Genomic DNA, 20,164 nt, shown 5'->3' on the forward strand with positions numbered 1-20,164 from the left:
AGATCGACCGGATGTGCGTCGCCGGAGCACGGATCTGCGGATCGGCCCGAGTGCTACCGCGGGGTCGAGGAAATGTGCGGTCGCCGATCGCGACCTTCCTGAAATCGGGGCCCGAAAAACGTGATGCTTCCGTACGCTCGATGAAATCGAAATGTTAGCCGAGTGTATCCGTTTTGATCGATTTCGGTCCGGCCGGGCCGCCTCTGCTGAAGAGGTATCCGAAAATCTCCGATAGGTCCTGTTTCCTGATCGGAAAACGATATGGATAACCGGGCCAGATTTATGAAAAGTCTACCCCGGCCGGAAGTCGGGGCGGTAAATCCTCGTTGGTCTGTGCTGCGATCGCCTCAGCTGGGGAATTGCTGCACGAAGGCCTATCGATCTTATAAAGTTCCGAGCGAATGTGCTGTACAGGACATGTTTTTCGGGGTATACGCGGACGGGAGTTCGGCTTACACTAACTCCGGTCGGGAATCGAGGATGGGTCGTCTCTGGAGGAGCGCGATGGCAAGTCCGCGGCCGCATGTTCATTCTGGCCCGGTATTGAATGATACTGGCACCCGGCCACTTTCGGCGACACGGCCTGTGCCGTTGTCGGCCGGTCAGCGGGGGCTCTGGTTGGCGCAGCAATTGCGTCCCGATGTGCCGATTTCCGAAGCTCAATATATCGAACTCCACGGAGACCTGGATATTGGGTTGCTGCGCCGGACTTCTATTCGAGTGGGCCTCGAATTCCAGTCGGGATATCTACGCCTCGTGGAGGTCGACGGCGAGCCGCACCAGATGTTCGATCCGTCGCTGGAGTCGGCGGGGCCGGTTATCGATATGCGCGGCGCACGAGACCCTGTGGCGGCGGGGCTGCAGTGGATGCGCGAGGAGTACACGGCACCGCTGGATATGGCCCGGGACCGGCTGGTCGCGGGCGCGATCATCCAGGTCGGTGATCATTATTCTTTGTGGTACAACAGGATTCATCACGTCGCCGCCGACGGCTACGCCGCGATGACGATGGTGAACCGGATCGCGGCGCTGTACACCGCGGCCCTGGAGGACCCGGCAGCGGAGCAGCCGATAGCGCCGAACCGGGCGGCGGACCTGCGCACCCTGTACGAGGCCGATCGCAGCTATCGGGAATCGAAGAGATTCGCCGACGACCGCGCCTATTGGCTGAACCGACTCGCCGGCGTCCACGAGGTGTCCAGCCTCGCCCGCGGGTACGCCCCGGCGTGCGCGGACAGCGTGGCCGCGATCGGTGAACTCCCGGCGGTGACCGAGTCGCGCATCGAGCACTGCGCGAAGGCGCTGGACACCAGCCCGGCCGCGGTGGTGATCGCCGCGTTCGGATGTTATCTGGCCCGGATGACCGGGCGCGACGACGTCATGGTCGACATACCCGTCTCGGGGCGGACAAGCGCTGTACTGCGGCGGTCCGGGGGAGTATTCGTCAATGTGGCGCCGTTCCCGATCGCGCTCGGCACCGAGGAAACGGTCGCGACACTCGTGCGGCGGGTGCAGTCCGACCTCGTCGGCGCACTGCGGCATCAGCGCTGTGGCCTCTACGATATTCGGGCTGCCGCCGGGTCCGACGGGCAACGACGTTTCGTCGGCCCGATGGTCAATGTCATGTACTTCCACCAGGAAATCCGCCTCGGGCCGGTCACCGGGGACTTTCATATTCTCAGTTCCGGGCCGGTCGAGGATCTGCTGGTCGATCTCTATCGGACCGGAGATCCGCCACGGACGATCCTGCACTTCATGGCCAACCCCGACCTCTATACCCATGCCGAACTGTCGGCGCATCACGACCGGTTCGCGCAACTGCTCGACGCGTTCGCCGGTGCGGCACCGGATACCGAGCTCGGGCAGATCCACCCCGAGACGGCCGAGGCCGCCGCTCGGGTCCGCCGGCAGCGGCAGAGTCTCGCCTTCTGGCGGGACACGTTGGCCGATCTGCCGGCGGAATTGAATCTCCCCTTCGACCGACCGCGGCCGCGGATGGTCTCGGACCGGCACGACAGCTGCCGATTCGAGGTGGGGGCGGGGCCGACCGAGCAGCTGGCGAGACTCGCGCGGGAGCACGATTCGTCGTTGTTCACGGTGCTGCACTCCGCGCTGGCGATTCTGCTCGCGCGGATGAGCGGGTCCGGTGATATCGCGATCGGCACACCGGTGGCCGGGCGCGGCGGCGCCGTACGCGCCGGCGTGGCCGGAGTCTCGGCCGGGACGGCGGTATTGCGGACCGAAGTCGACAGTCGTGAATCGTTCACCGGGTTGCTCGCGCGGGTCGGCCGGTCCGAGCCGGCTGCTTTCGCGCATGCCGATGTGCCGTTCGAGCAGCTGGTGGCGGAGTGTGCTCCCCAGCGTCCGCTGTCGCCGAATCCGTTGTTCCAGGTCATGCTGGCATTTCAGGGCCCGGTGCGCGCCGATCGGGGTTCGCTCGGTGCGGTGACCGACCTCCGCGCGGGTCGGCCGCAGTGTGATCTGCGGTTCGTGGTGTCCGCCGGTGCCGATGCCGGTTCGGTGGTGACGGTCACCTACTCGACCGATCTGTTCGATGCGCGCACAATCGATTCCCTGGCGCGCCGATGGGTTCGGATACTGGAATCGGTGGCCGCCGATCCGACGGGCGCGGTGGGGTCGATCGATGTGCTCGAGCCCGCCGAACGCACTGATCTGCTGACCCGATCCGGAGCCCGCACGTCCGCGCCCGTCACTCTCGACGCATTGTTGACCGCGGCGGCGACCCGGAATCCGGACGCACCGGCGATCGCGTTCGACGGTGCGCAGACGAGCTACCGAGAACTGGACGGTCGCGCCAACCAGTTGGCCCGGATGCTCATCCAGCGGGGGGTCGGGCCGGAAGACATCGTCGCGGTGGCGATGCCACGCTCGCCGGATTCTGTGCTCGCCTGGTGGGCGGTGGCCAGAACGGGGGCCGCCTTCCTGCCGATAGATCCGGCGTATCCCGCCGAGCGGATCACCCATATGGCGAACGATTCCGAAGCGGTGCTCGGCCTGACGGTGGCATCGATGCGCGAGCAATTACCCGGCACCATCGAATGGCTGATACCCGGCAATCTCGACGGGACCTTCGACACCCGGCCGATCACCGACTCCGAACGCACCACCCCGCTGCGACCACAGCATCCGGCCTACGTGATCTATACCTCGGGCTCCACCGGTGTGCCGAAGGGTGTGACCGTCACCCATGCCGGACTGGCCGCACTCAGCGCCGAGCAGCGGGAAAGCTATGCGGTGGAACCGGATTCGCGGACACTGCATTTCGCGTCACCGAGCTTCGACGCCTCGGTCTGGGAACTGCTGCTCGCGGTGGGAGCCGGCGCCACGATGATTGTCGCGCTTCCCGGTACCTACGGTGGCGTCGAGCTGGCGGAGCTGTTGCGCCGCGAGCGGGTCAGCCACGCGGTGGTGACACCGGCCGCGCTGGCATCGGTCGATCCGGCCGGGCTCGACAGTTTGCGCGTCGTCGTCGCCGCGGGTGACAACTGCTCACCGGAGCTCGTGCGGTCCTGGGCGACCGGTGGTCGTGTGTTCGTCAATGCCTACGGGCCCACCGAAACCACGATCATGACCAATCACCGCGCGCTGGCGCCGGGAGCGCCGGTGACGATCGGCGGTCCGATTCGCGGTGCGGCGGAATGGGTGCTGGATCAGCGGTTGCAGCCCGTGCCGGTCGGCGTCGCGGGGGAGTTGTATGTCGGCGGTGCGCTGCTGGCTCGTGGTTATCATGCGCGGGCGGGGCTCACGGCCGCGCGTTTCGTCGCCTGCCCCTGGGCGCCCGGCGAACGGATGTACCGCACCGGGGACGTGGTCCGCTGGACCGCCGACGGCGCGATCCAGCATCTGGGGCGGTCCGATTTCCAGGTCAAGATACGTGGTCTGCGTATCGAACTCGGTGAGATCGACGCGGTACTCGCGGCGCACGAAACCGTCGGATTCGCCACCACCGTGGGCCACGCCAGCAGCTCGGGCGCCGTACTGCTGGCGTCGTACGTCGTCGCCGCACCGGATCGTTCGATCGATATCGCGATCCTCGGCGAATATCTGCGCGCCCGGCTACCGTCCTTCATGGTCCCGCCCTCGATCATGGTGCTCGAGCACATCCCGCTCACCCCGGCGGGCAAACTGGACCGCAGCGCACTACCGGATCCCGTACCCACCGACACCGCACCGTTCCGGGCGCCCGAAACGCCGGTCGAACGCGCGATCGCGCAGACCTTCGCCGAAGTACTGGGTATCGACAGCGTCGGTCTGGACGATTCGTTCTTCGCGCTCGGTGGGGACAGCTTGATCGCCACCCGGGTGGCCGCGCGACTCGGTACGGCCCTGGACACCGATATTCCGGTGCGGTTGCTGTTCGAGACACCGGAGGTCTCCGCGCTCGCGACCTGTCTCGAACAGCGGGCCCGGGCGCGGCGGCAACGGCCGCCGCTGGTTGCCGGGCCCCGCCCCGATCTCGTGCCGCTGGCCCCCGCTCAGCAGCGGATGTGGTTCTTCAATCAGTACGACACCGGTTCCGGGGCGTACAACATGCCGATCGCCCTCCGGCTACGTGGCGAACTCGACCTGGCGGCCCTGCGCTCGGCCCTCATCGATGTGCTGCGCAGGCACGAGTCCCTGCGCACGCGGTATCCGGACCACGACGGCACGATCGTCCAGGTCGTGGAACCCGCCGGCGAGCCGGATCGAGAGGTGAGCCCGGTGCCGGTTCGTCCGGACCAGTTGATCACGGCGCTGACCGCTTTCGTCCACGAAGGCTTCGATGTGCGTACCCGACCGCCGGTGCGTGCCCGGTTGTTCCGCATGGTGGGTGCCGAGGACACCGAATATGTGCTGGCGGTGGTGGTCCACCATATCGCCACGGACGGCTTCTCGATGATTTCACTGGCCCGGGATGTGACGACGGCCTACGCCGCCCGGGCGCGGGGCGAGAGTCCTTCCTGGACACCGCTACCGGTCCAGTTCGCGGACTACGCGCTCTGGCAGCGCGCTGTCCTCGGCTCTCCCGACGATCCGGAATCACTGTGCGCGCGCCAGCTCGAGTATTGGCGGGAAACCCTCGCCGACCTGCCGGAAGAGCTGCGGCTGCCGTTCGACCGGCCACGGCCGGTGGTGGGGTCGCACCGCGGTGGGAGCAACCGGTTCGAACTGGCGCCGGAAACGGCCACGGCGCTGGAAGAGCTCGCGAAGGCGCGCAACTGCTCAGTATTCATGGTGGTGCACGCCGCGCTGGCGGTGCTGCTCGCGCGGATGAGTGGCTCCGGTGATATCGCGATCGGTACCCCGGTCGCCGGTCGGGGCGCCGCCGAGCTCGACGACGTGGTCGGCATGTTCGTCAATACGGTGGTGTTGCGGACCCGGGTCGAGGGCAGTGAATCGTTCACCGGATTCCTCGACCGCGTCAAGACGACCGATCTGGCCGCTCTCGAACACGACGATGTGCCGTTCGAGCAGGTGGTCGACGCGCTCGGCCCGCCGCGATCCCAATCCCGGCACCCGCTGTTCCAGGTGATGCTGGCGTTCCAGAACTTGGCGCCCGCCGACCTGGAACTGCCCGGGGTGGATGTGTCGATGGTCGAACTGCCCGACGACGTATCCCGGTTCGATCTACAGGTTGTGCTGTCCGACAACGGCAGTGGCGGCTCGGCGGTGCGGGTGGTGTACTCGACCGAATTGTTCGACGCGGACACCGTGGATTCGCTGATGCGCCGGTGGCGGCGGATCCTGGAGTCGGTGGCCGCCGATCCGACAGTTGCGGTGGGTTCGATCGATGTGCTGGAGCCCGCGGAGCGAGCCGATCTGCTGACGCGTTCCGGAGCCGAGGGCTCCCCTCCGGTAACCCTGGCCGAGTTGCTGACCGCGGCTGTCGCGCGGAATCCCGACGCGCCGGCGATCGTGTTCGACGGTGCGCGAACGACATACAGGGAAATGGATCGACGTGCGAACCGGTTGGCCCGGATGCTCATCGCGCGTGGTGTGGGGCCGGACGATGTGGTCGCGGTGGCGATGCCTCGTTCCGCGGATTCTGTGCTCGCAGTATGGGTGGTGGCCCGGACCGGCGCCGCGTTCCTGCCGATCGACCCGGCCTATCCAGCGGAACGGATCACCCATATGGTGACCGATTCGGGGGCGGTGCTCGGTCTGACGGCGGCCTCCGTGCGGGCGCGACTACCCGAGGCTGTCGACTGGCTGACACTCGCGGACCTCGAGACGACCCACAGCGACCAGCCGATCACCGACGTGGACCGGGTCCGTCCGCTGCGGGTCGACAATATCGCCTACGTCATCTACACCTCGGGCTCGACCGGGCTACCCAAAGCTGTCGCGGTGAGCCACCGCGGCCTGCGCAATTGCTCCGACGAGCACCTGTCCGCCCTGCACATCGAACCCGGCACCCGGATCCTGTCGTTGTCCTCACCGGGTTTCGATGTCGCGATCGAGGAGTTGCTGTCGGCGCTGTGCGCGGGCGCGACCCTGGTCGTCGCGCCCGCCGATGTCTACGGCGGCGACGCGCTCGCCGAACTGCTCGACCGGGAAGAGGCCGGCCTCGTTTTCATCACCCCCTCCCCGTTGTCCACGATCGACCCGGCCCGCCGGCCGCTCCCAGCGCTGCGGACCATGGTGGTCGGTGGCGAGGGCTACGGCGCCGAATTGGTCGAAAGGTGGTGCGAGGGCCGTGCGGTGTTCAACGGATACGGTCCGTCCGAGACCACGATGATGGCCGATCACAGCGCGCCACTGGTGGCGGGGGAGCCGGTGACGCTCGGTGGGCCGATTCGTGGTGTGGCGGAGTGGGTGCTCGACGAGCGTCTGCAGCCGGTGCCGGTGGGGGTCGCGGGGGAGCTGTACATCGCCGGTGCGCTGCTGGCTCGTGGTTATCGTGCGCGGGCAGGCTTGACGGCCGCGCGTTTCGTCGCCTGCCCCTGGGCGCCCGGTGCCCGGATGTACCGCACCGGCGACGTGGTCCGCTGGACAGCCGACGGCACCATCCAGTATCTCGGTCGCTCCGACTTCCAGGTCGAAATTCGTGGTCTCCGGGTCGAACCGGGCGAGATCGACGCCTTGCTCGCCGCGCACGAAACGGTGCTCTTCTCCACGACCATCGGCCATCGCAGCAGTACCGGATCGGTATCGCTGGTCTCGTATGTCGTCCCGGCGCCGGGCCGTTCGATCGACGTCTCGATTCTGACCGGGTACCTGGGTGGCCGAGTGCCCTCGTATATGGTCCCGTCCACGATCATGGTGCTCGACCGGCTTCCGTTGACACCGACAGGAAAGCTGGACCGCAAGGCGCTCCCCGAACCCGTCTTCGCCGCCGGTGCGGAGTTCCGGGCGCCCGAGACACCGGTCGAACGCAGTATCGCACGGGCATTCGCCGAGGTACTGGGTTCCGACGATATCGGTCTCGACGATTCGTTCTTCGCGCTCGGCGGGGACAGCATCATGTCGATCCAGCTGGTGACCCGGGCCAGAGCGGCGGGGGTGTTGTTCACCGCGCGTGAGGTGTTCGAGCGCAGAACAGTGGCCGGACTGGCCCGGATCGCGGTCCGGGCGGGCCGCCCCGGCAAGATTCCCGCGCTCGCGGAGTTGCCCGGCGCGGGGGTCGGGCCGCTACCGCTGACACCGAATATGCGATGGCTTCTCGAACACGCGGAGTCTGGATTCGATCGTTTCTCGCAGGCAGTGCTGCTGAGTCTGCCGGTCGGCATCGATCGGCGGCAATTGGCGGATACGGTGCAGGCGGTACTCGACCGGCACGATATGTTGCGCGCCCGGTTGCGCCGGGCCGACGACGGGCGCTGGACCTGGGAAGTGTTGCCGGCCGGCTCGATCCGATCCGAGGATGCCGTCCATCGGGTCGTGACGGAGCAGGAGCCGGGCAGTGCCGGTTTCCGTGCCTCGGTCGCGGCGGAGCTGGATGCGGCCGTGCGCCGGCTCGATCCGGGCACCGGGGTCCTGGTGCAGGTGGTCTGGTTCGATCCGGTCGATGCCACCGACCCGGGCCGGCTGCTGGTGCTGGTGCATCATTCGGCGATCGACGCCGTGTCCTGGCGGGTGCTGGTGCCCGATCTCGCGGTCGCCTGGGCGCGGATCCGATCCGACGCGCCGGCCGATCTCGCCCCGGTCGGGACCTCGATGCGCCGGTGGGCGCACGGACTGGTCGAGGCCGCTCACGGGCCGGAGCGGCTCGCCGAGCTCGAATTGTGGCAGAAGATGACGGCCGTGGACGATCCGGTGATCGGGTCCCGGCCCCTCGACCCCGCGATCGACGTGACGGCCACCGTCCGCGCGGTCGAGATCGATGTATCCCCCGAAGTAACCGAGGCGTTGACGACCGAGGTACCCGCGGCGTTCCACGGCGGTGTGGTCGACGGGCTGCTGGCCGCCCTGGCGCTGGCGTTGACGAAGTGGCGTCGTGGAACCCACGGTGATCTCTGCACCGATATGGTGATCGGCCTGGAAGGGCACGGCCGTGAGGAGTCCGCGGTCCCCGGCGCCGATCTGACCCGCACAGTCGGCTGGTTCACCACGAGTTTTCCACTGCGCCTGGATTTTTCCGATATCGACCTCGACGACGCGTGCGCGGGCGGGCCGGCCCTGGGGGCGGCGGTCAAATCCGTCAAGGAACAGCTGCGCGCGATCCGGGACCACGGGATCGGCTACGGCCTGCTGCGGTATCTCGACGAGGACAGCGGATCCGCGCTGCGAACCAGGCCGGCACCGCAGATCGGGTTCAACTATCTCGGCCGCGTCACCGCGGGAATACCCGCCGGAATGCCGGCGGTGGGCTGGTTGCCGGTGGACGACGGCGGCGACTTCTCGGGGGCCGAACTCGCCCGCGCGCAGAATCCGGATATGCCGGTCACCGCGGCGCTCGATATCACCGCCCGCACGGTCGACGACGGGGGCCGGCCGCGCTTGCGGGCGATCTGGTCGTATCCCACCGGTGTGCTCACCGCCGACGAGGTACGCGAGGTGGCGCATTCGTGGCGGGCGGTGCTGACCGCGTTGGCGGCCGCCACCCGGCGCGGCGAGGTGGGCGGGCGGACACCGTCGGATCTGGATCTGGTCACGCCGACTCAGTCGCAGATCGAACGCCTCGAGGATCGGTACCCGGCATCGAGCGATATCTGGCCGTTGACTCCGTTGCAGGAGGGCTTGCTGTTCCATTCGCTGCTGGCGGACGAATCGACGGACCCCTATGTGGTACAGCTGGTCGTCGAGCTCCAGGGGGCCGTCGATCCACGCCGGCTGCGCCGAGCCGGGCAGCTGCTGCTCGACCGGCATGCGAACCTGCGCACCGCATTCGTCGCCGACGCCGGACCCGTGCAGGTGGTCGACGACGGCGCCGAGGCGCCCTGGACGGAGCTGGACCTGTCCGGGCTCGACGAGCGGGCCCGGGAAAGCCAGTGGGATCTGCTGATGGCCGCGGACCGGGCGACCCGGTTCGATCCGGCGCGCGCCCCGCTCCTGCGCTGGATGCTGGTCACCACCGGGCCGCAACGCTACCGGCTGGTGCTGAGCAATCATCATCTGCTGCTCGACGGCTGGTCGCTACCGCTGCTCCTGCGCGAGTTGGTGGTGCTCTACGCGACCGACGGTGACATTGCGGCGCTGCCCGAGTCCGGTCCCTATCGGGACTTCCTGGAGTGGCTCGCCGGGCAGGACCGGGCCGCGTCGCTCGAGGTCTGGCGCCGCGTATTCGACGGCGCCGACGAGCCGACCTTGCTGGCGCCCGCCGATCCCGGCCGGCGATACACCCGGTCTCGCGATGTGCTCGGCGATCTGACCGAGGAACGGACGGCGGCGCTGACCGAGCGCGCCAAGGCCAGGGGCGTCACTCTCAACACAGTCCTGCAGACGGCATGGGCGATCGTGCTGGGTTCGGCGACATCCCGCGACGATGTGACATTCGGATCGACCGTTTCCGGACGTCCCGCACAGGTTCCGGGTATCGAAACGATGATCGGGCTGTTCGTCAACACGGTGCCGGTGCGGGTCCGGCTCGACCCCGCCGCAAGCCTGGGGCAGCTGCTCGACCGGGTCCAGGCGGAGCAGACCGCCCTGCTCGACCACCATCAGGTGGGTCTGGCCGAAATCGAGCAGATCGCCGGCCCGGGTGCGGTGTTCGACACGATGACGGTGTTCGAGTCCTATCCGGTCGATCGGGGTGGGCTGACCGCGGAGACCGAGATCGCCGGCGTGCGGGTGACCGGTGTGACCGGTATCGACGCCGCTCACTATCCGCTGGGGGTGGTCGCGCATATCGACAATCGACTGCACCTCCGGATCAAATACCTGCCCGATCTGTTCGACCGCGACGACATGGCGGCGACACTGCACCGGGTCCTGCGGGTGCTGGACCTCATCGCCGCCGACCCGGATCTGCCGCTGGCCCGGCTGGAGCTGCTCTCGCCGGCCGAGTTCCGGGAGCTGACGCGGGTGGCGGGCGCTCCGGCCGCGCCGGAGCGCGCACTGCCGGAACTGCTGGCGGCGGGACAGGATCCGGCGGCGGTCGCGGTGGTGTGCGGGCAGCGCCGGTGGACCTACGGCGAGCTCGACGCGGAGTCGAATCGGTTGGCGCGGTTGCTGATCGGCCGGGGCGCCGGACCGGAGACCGGTGTCGCGGTGGGGTTGCCCCGGTCGGTCGAGTCGGTGCTGGCGGTATGGGCGGTGGCCAAGTCGGGGGCAGCGTTCGTACCGGTGGATCCGACGTACCCGGCCGGCCGGGTCGCGCATATCCTCACCGATTCCGGTGTGGTCTCGGGAATCACGCTGTCGCACTGGCTGGATCGGTTGCCCGGGACGGTGCGGTGGGCGGTGCTCGACGAGCCGACGGTCGCGGCGGAGATCGCGGAACTGCCGGCGACGCCGGTGACCGACGCGCAGCGAACGCTGCCGGTGCGGGTCGACCAGGCGGCGTATGTGATCTACACGTCCGGCTCGACAGGTGTGCCCAAAGGGGTGGTGGTATCGCATCGGGGACTGGCGAATCTGGTGGCCGAACAGCGTGCGCGATTCGCTGTCGGTCCGGACGCACGGGTGCTGCATATCGCTTCGCCGAGTTTCGATGCGGCCGTCCTGGAACAGTTGTGCGCGTTCGCGTCGGGTGGCCGGCTCGTCATAGCACCGCCCACAGTCCACGGCGGCACCGAGCTGGCGGAGCTCTTGGCGCGGGAGCGGGTGACCCATGCCGCGCTGACGCCCACGGTCCTGGCGACGATGGATCCGGCCGGGCTGGACGACCTCGCGAATATCGTGCTCGGCGGCGAGGTACTCCCACCGGAACTGGTATCGCGGTGGGCACCGGGCCGCACGATATCCAATACCTACGGTCCGGCCGAGGCCACGATCGAGACCGATGCCAGTGCGCCGATGACGGCCGGTGCGGCAGTGACCATCGGCGGGCCGATCCGCGGGGTCGGCCAGGTGGTCCTCGATGCCCGGTTGCGGCCGGTGCCGGTCGGGGTGGTCGGTGAGTTGTATCTGGCGGGTCCGGGTCTGGCTCGCGGCTATCACAACCGGACGGGCCTGACCGCGTCGCGGTTCGTCGCCGATCCCTTCGCCGGACCGGGACAGCGGATGTATCGAACCGGGGATCTGGTGCGCTGGCTGCGGTCACCGCACGGCAGTCCGGCGCTGGATTATGTGCGCCGGGCGGATTCCCAGGTCAAGGTTCACGGCGTCCGTATCGAAATCGGCGAGGTCGAATCGGTTCTGGGGGCCTGTCCGGGCGTGGCCGCAGCGGCGGCGGCCGTACACCGGGACGCCGGGAACGGAGGCCGGTTGATCGGATATGTGGTGGCCGAGCCCGGCGTGGATATCGACCCGGCCGCGGTCCTCGCCTACGCCGGAGAACAGTTGGCTCCGCAAACGGTGCCGGTGAAAGCGGTGGTGCTCGACGCGCTGCCGGTGACCGCGAACGGCAAACTCGATCGCACCGCGCTGCCCGCGCCGGAGTTCGGGACGGGCCGAACCGATTTCCGGGCGCCGGCGACCGAGACGGAAGAAACGCTGGCGCGGCTGTTCGCGGAGGTACTGGGACTCGACGAGATCGGGCCGGATGACTCGTTCTTCGCACTCGGTGGAGACAGCATCATGTCGATCCAGCTGGTGACCCGGGCCAGAGCGGCGGGATTGCTGTTGTCCACCAGTGAGGTGTTCGACCACAAAACGGTTGCCGGGCTGGCGCGGATCGCGGTGCGCGACGAGAGTCCGGCGGCAGTCGCCCGGCCGGCGGAACTGGCCGGCGGCGGAGTGGGACCGGTACCGCTGACACCGATCATGTGCTGGATGTTCGAGCGCGGCAGTTTCGACCGCTTCTGCCAATGGGTGATGCTGACACTGCCGGACGGTATCGACACCGCGGGTATCAGTGCCACCGTCCAGGCGGTTATCGATCACCACGACATGCTGCGGGCCCGGCTGTACCCGGACCCCGCGCACCCGTCGGGGCGGGGGTTGCGGGTGCAGGCCACCTCGATGTCGGCCGCCGGACTGATCCGGCGGGTGCCGGTGGATGTGGCGCCGGACAGCAGCGCGTTCGCCGCGATCGTCGATTCCGAGGCGAATGCGGCGGCCGAACGCCTCGACCCCGACGCGGGAATTGTGCTGCAACTGGTCTGGTTCGAGTGGTCCGGACCGGCGGGTCGGCTGCTCGTGGTGGCACACCATCTGGTGACCGACGGCGTGTCGTGGCAGATCCTCGTTCCCGATCTCGCCTCCGCATGGGCCCAGGTGAGCGCTGGTCACCGACCCCGGCTCGCGTCCGTCGGTACATCGATGCGCCGCTGGTCGGCTGCGTTGCAGACCGCCGCCGAGAGCCACGACGAACTGGAACTCTGGCAGTCCACCCTCGCCGCCGACGATCCACCGATCGGCTCCCGTCCGCTCGACCGCGACGTGGACGTGCAGGCCACCGCCGCCGCTGTCATGGTTACCTTGTCCACCGCGGTGACCCGCGACGTACTCACCACCCTGCCCCGGGCATTCCGTGCCAATGTGGACGACGCCCTCGTCGCGGGGCTCGCTCTGGCGCTGACGCGATGGCGCCGCGACCACGGTGAAACCTGTGCCGAGACGCTGCTCACCGTCGAAAGCCACGGCCGGCACGACACCGTGCTGCCCGGTGCCGATCTCACGCGCACCGTCGGCTGGTTCACGACCACCTATCCCGTGCGGCTCGACCTGTCCGGTACCGATATCGACGACGCGTTCGCCGCCGGGCCGGCCGCCGGGTCGGCTGTCAAAACCGTCAAGGAACAACTCAGGCAGGTACCCGGACACGGAATCGGCTACGGACTGTTGCGCTATCTCGACCCAGCCACCGCCCGCGTCCTGAGCGCGCTGCCCACCCCGCAGGTGAGTTTCAACTATCTCGGCCGGTTCGACACCCTACCCGCGGCGGCGCGCGACGCCGGATGGATGCCGGCCGGCGACACTCTCTCGGCGGGCGGGGTACAGAACCCCGACGCCCCCGTCGCTGCCGTGCTGGGCATCAACGCCGTCACGACCGACACACCCGACGGCCCGACGCTCACCGCTGTCGCGGACTACCCGACCGGACTGCTCACCTCGGCCGAGGTGACCGACTTCATGGGCCTGTGGCGCGATGCCGTGACCGCGCTGGCCGCCCACGCGGCCCGGCCCGGGGTCAGCGGGCTGACCCCCTCCGACCTGGATCTGGTGGATCTCGACCAGGCCGCGATCGACCGGCTCGAGGCCCGGCAACCGGGACTGGACGACATCTGGCCGCTCACACCGCTACAGCAGGGATTGCTGTTCCACGCCGAGCTCGCCGCCGGCGATCTCGATGCCTATGTGGTGCAACTCTGCCTGGAACTCGGTGGGCACGTCGATGCCGGGCGGCTGCGGCGTGCCGCGGGCGCTCTCGTCGGGCGGCATCCGAACCTCCGGACCGCGTTCGTGCGCGACGGTGCCGGGGAACCGTTGCAGGCGGTTCACCACCACGTCGAAGTGCCGTTCACCCTGATCGATTCGACCGATGGTGACGAGCCCGCGGCCGCACTCGAACAGATCATGGATGCCGACCGCCGCGCCGGCTTCGACACCGGATCGGCGCCGCTGCTACGCGTCACCCTGATCAGCACCGGTCCCCGGCGGTACCGGCTGGTACTGAGCATGCACCACATCCTGATCGACGGGTGGTCCACACCGCTGCTGATCCGGGAACTGCTGACGCTCTACGCCGGGGACGGCGATCCCGCGGTGGCGGCACCTGTGCGCCCCTACCGCGACTACTTGAGGTGGCTGCGAACGCAGGATCAGCACGCGGCGGAAAGGGCATGGTCGCGGGCACTCGCGGGTACCACCGAGCCCACTCTCCTGGCGCCCGCGGACCGCGGCCGCAGGCTCACTGTCGGTGCGCGTGAGGTCGACCTACCACTGAGCGAAGACCGCACCGCGGAGTTGGTCGCGACCGCCAATCGGCAGGAGATCACGCTCAACACCCTCTTCCAGGCCGCCTGGGCGATTGTGCTCGCCACCGAGACCGGCCGCGACGATGTCGTTTTCGGTGCCACCGTCTCCGGGCGCCCGGCACAGATCCCCGGCATCGAATCGATGATCGGACTGTTCGTCAACACGGTGCCCGTCCGGGTCCGGCTCGATCGCCGGGAAAGCCTTGCCGGGCTGTTACGGCAGATCAGAACCGAGCAGACCGCACTGCTCGACCAGCACCATCTCGGCCTCGCCCAGATCCAGAACACGGTCGGGCCCGGCGCGATATTCGACACCGTGACCGTCTTCGAGTCCTACCCGGTCGATCGGGCCGGGCTGTCCGATGCCCTCGATATCGCCGGGATGCACGTCCTGGACGTGCACGGACGCGATGCCGCCCACTATCCTCTCGGCCTGATCATCCATCACGAGACCGGGCTGCACCTGACCTTCGAATACCAGCCCGCGTTGTTCACCCGCCCGCGGATCGAGGCCATCGCCGACCGGGTGCGGCGCGTTCTCGACGCCTTCATCGACGATATCGATCTCCCCCTCGGGGACCTCACACTGCTGTCGCCGGAGGAGCACACCGCGCTGGTTCCGGCTCGCGGTCGGCCCGGCGTGGTGACGTCGGTGTTACCGCAGGTGCTGGCCTCTGCGGTGACCCCCGATACCGAAGCGGTGGTGTGCGACGGCGTCAGCCTGTCCTATCGCGAACTCGACGAGACCTCGAACCGGTGGGCACGGGTACTCGCCGTCACCGGGATCGGACCGGAATCGGTAGTGGCCCTGGCTTTACCGCGTTCCCTCGATGCCGTCACCGCCGTATGGGCGGTCGCGAAAACCGGCGCGGCCTTCGTGCAGATCGACCCTGCTCATCCGCGTGATCGGATCGCGCGAATTCTGGCCGATTCCGGTGCCGCCACCGGGTTGGCGCTCGACACCTGCCGAGACCTGCTGCCGGAGAACATCGAATGGCTCGTCCTCGACCGGCCCGCCTTCGCCACGCAGGCGGCAGCGGTATCCGCTGCCGCCGTCACCGACGCCGACCGCACCACGGCGCTCCGGCCCGAGCACCCGGCTTACCTGATCTACACCTCGGGCTCCACCGGGACCCCCAAAGGAGTGGTCGTCACCCATACCGGGATCGCGAACCTGGCCGCCGAGGCGCGGGAACGGTTCGGTCTCACCGCGGCCGCACGGGTACTGGCCGCCGCCTCGCCGAGCTTCGATGTCTCGATCCTCGAATGGCTCGGCGCTGCGGCCGCGGGAGCAACCGTGGTGCTCGCGCCCGCATCGGTGCTCGCGGGCGCCGAACTGACCGAAACGATCGAGGCCGGACACGTCACCCATGCGGCTCTCACACCGACAGTCCTCGCCACTGTGGACCCGGACGCCGTCGGTACCCTCGGCACGGTCGTTCTCGGCGGCGAAACCTGCCCACCGGATCTGGTCGCCCGATGGGCACCGGGGCGTACGGTGATCAACACTTACGGGGCCACCGAAACCACGATCATGAGCTGCGCCGCTGCCGCGCTGACCACGATTGCCGACGGCCCGATGTCGATCGGCGGTCCGGTGCGTGGGTTCACCGCCGTCGTCCTCGACCGCGGATTGCGCCCCGTCCCACCGGGAGTGGTCGGCGAACTGTACCTGGCCGGGCCGGGTCTGGCCCGTGGTTACCACCGGCAACCCGCCACCACCGGAGCCCGGTTCGTGCCGGACCCGTACGGGCCGCCCGGGACCCGGATGTACCGCACCGGCGACCTGGTCGCCTGGACCACCGACCGGACACTGCGCTACCGCGGCCGCAACGACCTGCAGATCGAGATCGGGGGCAACCGCATCGAACCCGGCGATATCGAGGCCGCGCTCCGCAGCCATGCCGATGTCGTCCAGGCCGCCGTCGCGGTCCGCACCCGTCCCGACGGCGCCGACCAGCTCGTCGGCTATGTGGTGCTCGGACCCGGTGCCACGCTCGACACTTCCGCGCTGACCACCCACCTCGCTGCCCGGCTACCCACCCATATGATCCCGACCGGCCTCGTCGCCCTCGACCGGATCCCACTCACCGCCGGCGGCAAACTCGACTACCGGGCACTGCCCGTACCGGGCCGGCCGACCGCCCCGTTCCGGCCGCCGTCCACTCCGCTCGAGGCCACGGTCTGCACTGCCTTCGCCGATACGCTCGATATCGAACGAGTCGGTGTCGAGGACGGCTTCTTCACGCTCGGCGGCGACTCGCTGGCCGCTGCCCGGCTGGCGGTCCGGCTGCGCGAATCGACCGATGTCGACGTCGGGGTCCAGTGGATCTTCACCGATCCGACCCCGCAGGCATTGGCCCGCCGCATCGAGGCTCGCCGCCGCGGCCTCGACCAACCGGAATCCGGTGACGGACTCGCGGTAATGCTCGCCCTACGTGCCACCGGCAGCAGCCCACCGCTGTTCTGTGTGCACCCGGCCATCGGCCTGGCGTGGTGTTTCAGCGGACTCGTACAGCACCTCGACCCCGACCGTCCCGTCCACGGGCTGCAGTCCCCGGTATTCACCGAACCCGACGCCCGGTTCGACACCTTGGACGAACTCGCCGCCCGCTATGTGCAGGAGATCCGCTCCGTCCAGCCGCACGGTCCGTACCATCTGCTCGGTTACTCGCTCGGCGGCACCATCGCCCACGCGATCGCCGTCCGGCTCCGACGGGACGGTGACCGCGTCGACACGCTGGCCATGATGGACACCCGGGTTGTCACCGCCGACAGCGTCCGAGCTCCCACACCCACCATCGGGAAGATGCTCGCCGAGGTCACGGGCCTTCCCGTTGCCGAGGACTCCGCTGAGCTCGCCCTCGCCGCCGTGGCCGATCCACCGGCCCGGTACGACGGACTCGGCGCAGCCCTGACCCCGGAACATCTCGAGGTCCTGCACCGCGATTACACCCGGCTCGTCGACCTCACCTGGAACCACCGGCCGGCGCCGTTCGACGGTGACCTGATCTACTTCAGCGCCGCCCAGGGCGACGAAGACACCGGCTCCTCCCCGGCTCTCGCATGGGCCGAGCACATCACGGGTCATATTGCCGAGCACCATATTTCGGTCCGGCACGACCGGATGACCGATCCCGGCGCATTGCGCTCGATCGGACTCGTCCTCACCGAACACTTCCGCTCCGCCCTGATCCCTGTGTCGGAGACCCCGACTCCAGTAAGGGAAAACCGATCATGACCACCGAACCCGCTGTAGGCACCCGTTCCGGCATCGAGCCGGTCAACCTTTTCGATCCCGACCCGGTGAGCGCCGTTACCGAACACCCGCTCGCCGCCGAACTACGCCGGTGGACCACCGAGTATCTGTGCCGACCCCATCAGGATCTCGGCCGCCACGGTCCCGTCTGCCCCTATATGTCCCATGCCGTCAACCACCGGTTCCTGTGGGCCGCATTCTTGGGCGGTCGCCGTTTCGAGGTCGAGCGGATAGCCGCCGTCGTCGACGACCTCTACGACCTGTATCCGGTCCTGCCGCCCCAGGACTCGCCCGATTCCGGTTTCAAAGCCGTTCTCGCGGTCTTCCCCGACCTCACCGACTACGCCGAGATCGAAGCCGTGCAGCGCGATCAGAAATCCCGGTTCGTGGAACACGGCCTGATGCTCGGCCAGTTCTACCCGGGCTGTACCGTCGCCGGCCTGCACAACCCCGACTTTCCGGCACTCGATTCGCCGCTGCCCCTGCTCGCCGTCCGCCATATGGTCCCCACCGATTTTCCCTTCCTCACTACTCGCTCCGACTGGATAGACTCCTACCTCAGAATCTTCGCCCCGGCGATACCCGAAGTCATCACCACCGCCATGGCGGACGAACTCGCGCACAGCGCCGACGGCGCGTAGGGGATCCGATCGCGCGCGGCGCGTGCATCGATGGGGATCTCCTGACCTCGGTGCGGGCGCAACGAATGGTCCACGGTCGCGGCGGTGACCAGATCGCAGCCTACCGGGACTTCGGGGATGAAAGTGGTGCTGTCCCACTGCTGTCGGCGACCCGTTCCCGCCCGGGAACGGGGCTGCACTGTACCGTCGGAGATGGAAGGATGGACCGGGAATATTCCCGTGGTCGATCAGTGGAGCTCAGGAGAATCCATGCCTACATCAGGAGAGTTCCCCGGCATCGGAATGCCCGGTTTCGAAGCGTCGTCGGCTATGGACGGCCTGGGTCCGGTGGAAATGGAAACACCCACGGAGGATCTCGTCGTCGACGGTATCCTCGACACTTTCGTCACCACCGGTCCCGATTCGACGAGTGTCTGGACCGATACCGATCTCGACGGTTACGCCGACCGGTTGAGCGTGGTGGACAACGACGGCGACTATTCGGCGTGGGAATACCATCGCAATCCGGATGGGACGGGTGAGTGGCGGCAGACCGATCAGGGGAAAGTGGGGGAGTGACGGGGGCGCCGGACGCGCGGAGCGGGATGGAAGCGATATCGGCGGGGCGGCGCGGGTCGGCCGGGACCGGGCTGTAGAGAGCGCGGGCCGGCCGGTTCATGCCCGGTACGCTGCCGCGAGCCTGCTGTGTTCCATCCGGCGGGAACCGAAATGCGAACGTATCGACTCGGAAACGAGAACGGGGCCCGCTGGTCGGTGACACCGCGAACGGGTCCCGCGCACCTAGCGTGGCCGCTATGAGCATTCCCTCGATGGAACTGAACAACGGCGTGACGATCCCGGTACTCGGGTTCGGTGTGTATCAGACGCCGCCCGACGAGACGATCGCGGCGGTCGGTGCCGCGTTGTCGACCGGCTATCGGCATATCGATACCGCAGCCGTCTATGGCAACGAGCGTGAGGTCGGCGAAGCGATTCGCCGCTCGGGGCTCTCGCGTGCGGAGGTGTTCGTGGAGACGAAGATCTGGATCACCGACTACGGCTATGACACCACCCTGCACTCGTTCACCAAGAGCGCCGGCAAGCTCGGCGTGGAACAGATCGATCTGCTGATCCTGCATCAGGCGCTGCCGGATGAATTCGACCTCACCATCCAGGCCTACCGGGCGCTCGAGACACTGATCGCCGACGGCAGGGTGCGCGCTGTCGGCGTCTCCAATTTCATGCCCGATCACCTGGCCCGGCTCCGGGAGGCCACGTCGGTGGTGCCGGCCGTGAACCAGATCGAGGTGCACCCGTACTTCCGCCAGTCCGAACTGCTCGCGGTCGACAGTGCGCACGGCATTGTGAACCAGGCGTGGTCGCCGATCGGCGGCATCACCTTCTACCGTGACGGCTCGCACGGTTCCACTCTGGAAGATCCGGTGATCGGTGCGATCGCGGCCGCGCACGGCAAGTCACCGGCGCAGGTGATGCTGCGCTGGCATATCCAGCAGGGGCGCCAGGTCATCCCGAAGTCGGTCACCCCGTCGCGTATCGCGGAGAATTTCGCGGTGTTCGATTTCGAGCTCGACGCCGACCAGCTGGCGGCCATCGACGCGCTGGACACCGGTGTGCGCGGTGGTCCCGAGCCGGAGCAGATCACGCGGGCAGATTTCGGGATCGAAATTCCCGAACCCTGATTCCGATCGGCGATTGCCGGAAAGGAACGCATTGCGAAGGCCGTTGCGCGCGTCCCGACGATCGAGAACCCGCCCAGGGCCGTGCACGGCGTTCGCGCCGATGCGCTCCACATCCCACCGACG

The 20,164-nt window shown here is 68.2% G+C and carries 4 protein-coding genes; all 4 read left to right on the forward strand.

Annotated elements, in window-relative coordinates; all coding sequences use genetic code 11:
• Nucleotides 1-504 precede the first annotated feature (504 nt).
• The 4 genes from ACWCPQ_RS08260 to ACWCPQ_RS08275 all read left to right on the forward strand — a co-directional run bounded on the left by ACWCPQ_RS08260 (nucleotide 505) and on the right by ACWCPQ_RS08275 (nucleotide 20,041).
• Nucleotides 505-17,703 (forward strand): amino acid adenylation domain-containing protein, encoded by a 17,199-nt coding sequence (locus ACWCPQ_RS08260; protein WP_449896139.1) that lies wholly within the window; start codon nucleotides 505-507, stop codon nucleotides 17,701-17,703.
• Nucleotides 17,700-18,362 carry a DUF6875 domain-containing protein gene (locus tag ACWCPQ_RS08265; RefSeq protein WP_449896141.1) on the forward strand — a complete coding sequence of 221 codons (663 nt, stop codon included), beginning with the start codon at nucleotides 17,700-17,702 and terminating at the stop codon, nucleotides 18,360-18,362. Before ACWCPQ_RS08260 ends, ACWCPQ_RS08265 begins: the two co-directional genes overlap by 4 nt.
• A gap of 249 nt (nucleotides 18,363-18,611) precedes the next feature.
• Nucleotides 18,612-18,920, forward strand: a complete 309-nt coding sequence (locus ACWCPQ_RS08270; protein WP_449896143.1) for a DUF6802 family protein — start codon at nucleotides 18,612-18,614, stop codon at nucleotides 18,918-18,920.
• A 236-nt stretch (nucleotides 18,921-19,156) separates the two neighbouring features.
• A complete protein-coding gene (locus ACWCPQ_RS08275) occupies nucleotides 19,157-20,041 on the forward strand; it encodes an aldo/keto reductase (RefSeq protein ID WP_449896145.1) in 885 nt (294 codons plus the stop codon).
• Nucleotides 20,042-20,164 lie beyond the last annotated feature (123 nt).

The sequence above is a fragment of the Nocardia sp. NPDC001965 genome (assembly GCF_053594175.1).

What these genes read in the sequence shown, in the direction of transcription:
- ACWCPQ_RS08260 (WP_449896139.1), top strand. Translation starts at nt 505, where the DNA reads ATGGCAAGTCCGCGGCCGCATGTTCATTCTGGCCCGGTATTGAATGAT.
- ACWCPQ_RS08265 (WP_449896141.1), top strand. Translation starts at nt 17,700, where the DNA reads ATGACCACCGAACCCGCTGTAGGCACCCGTTCCGGCATCGAGCCGGTC.
- ACWCPQ_RS08270 (WP_449896143.1), top strand. Translation starts at nt 18,612, where the DNA reads ATGCCTACATCAGGAGAGTTCCCCGGCATCGGAATGCCCGGTTTCGAA.
- ACWCPQ_RS08275 (WP_449896145.1), top strand. Translation starts at nt 19,157, where the DNA reads ATGAGCATTCCCTCGATGGAACTGAACAACGGCGTGACGATCCCGGTA.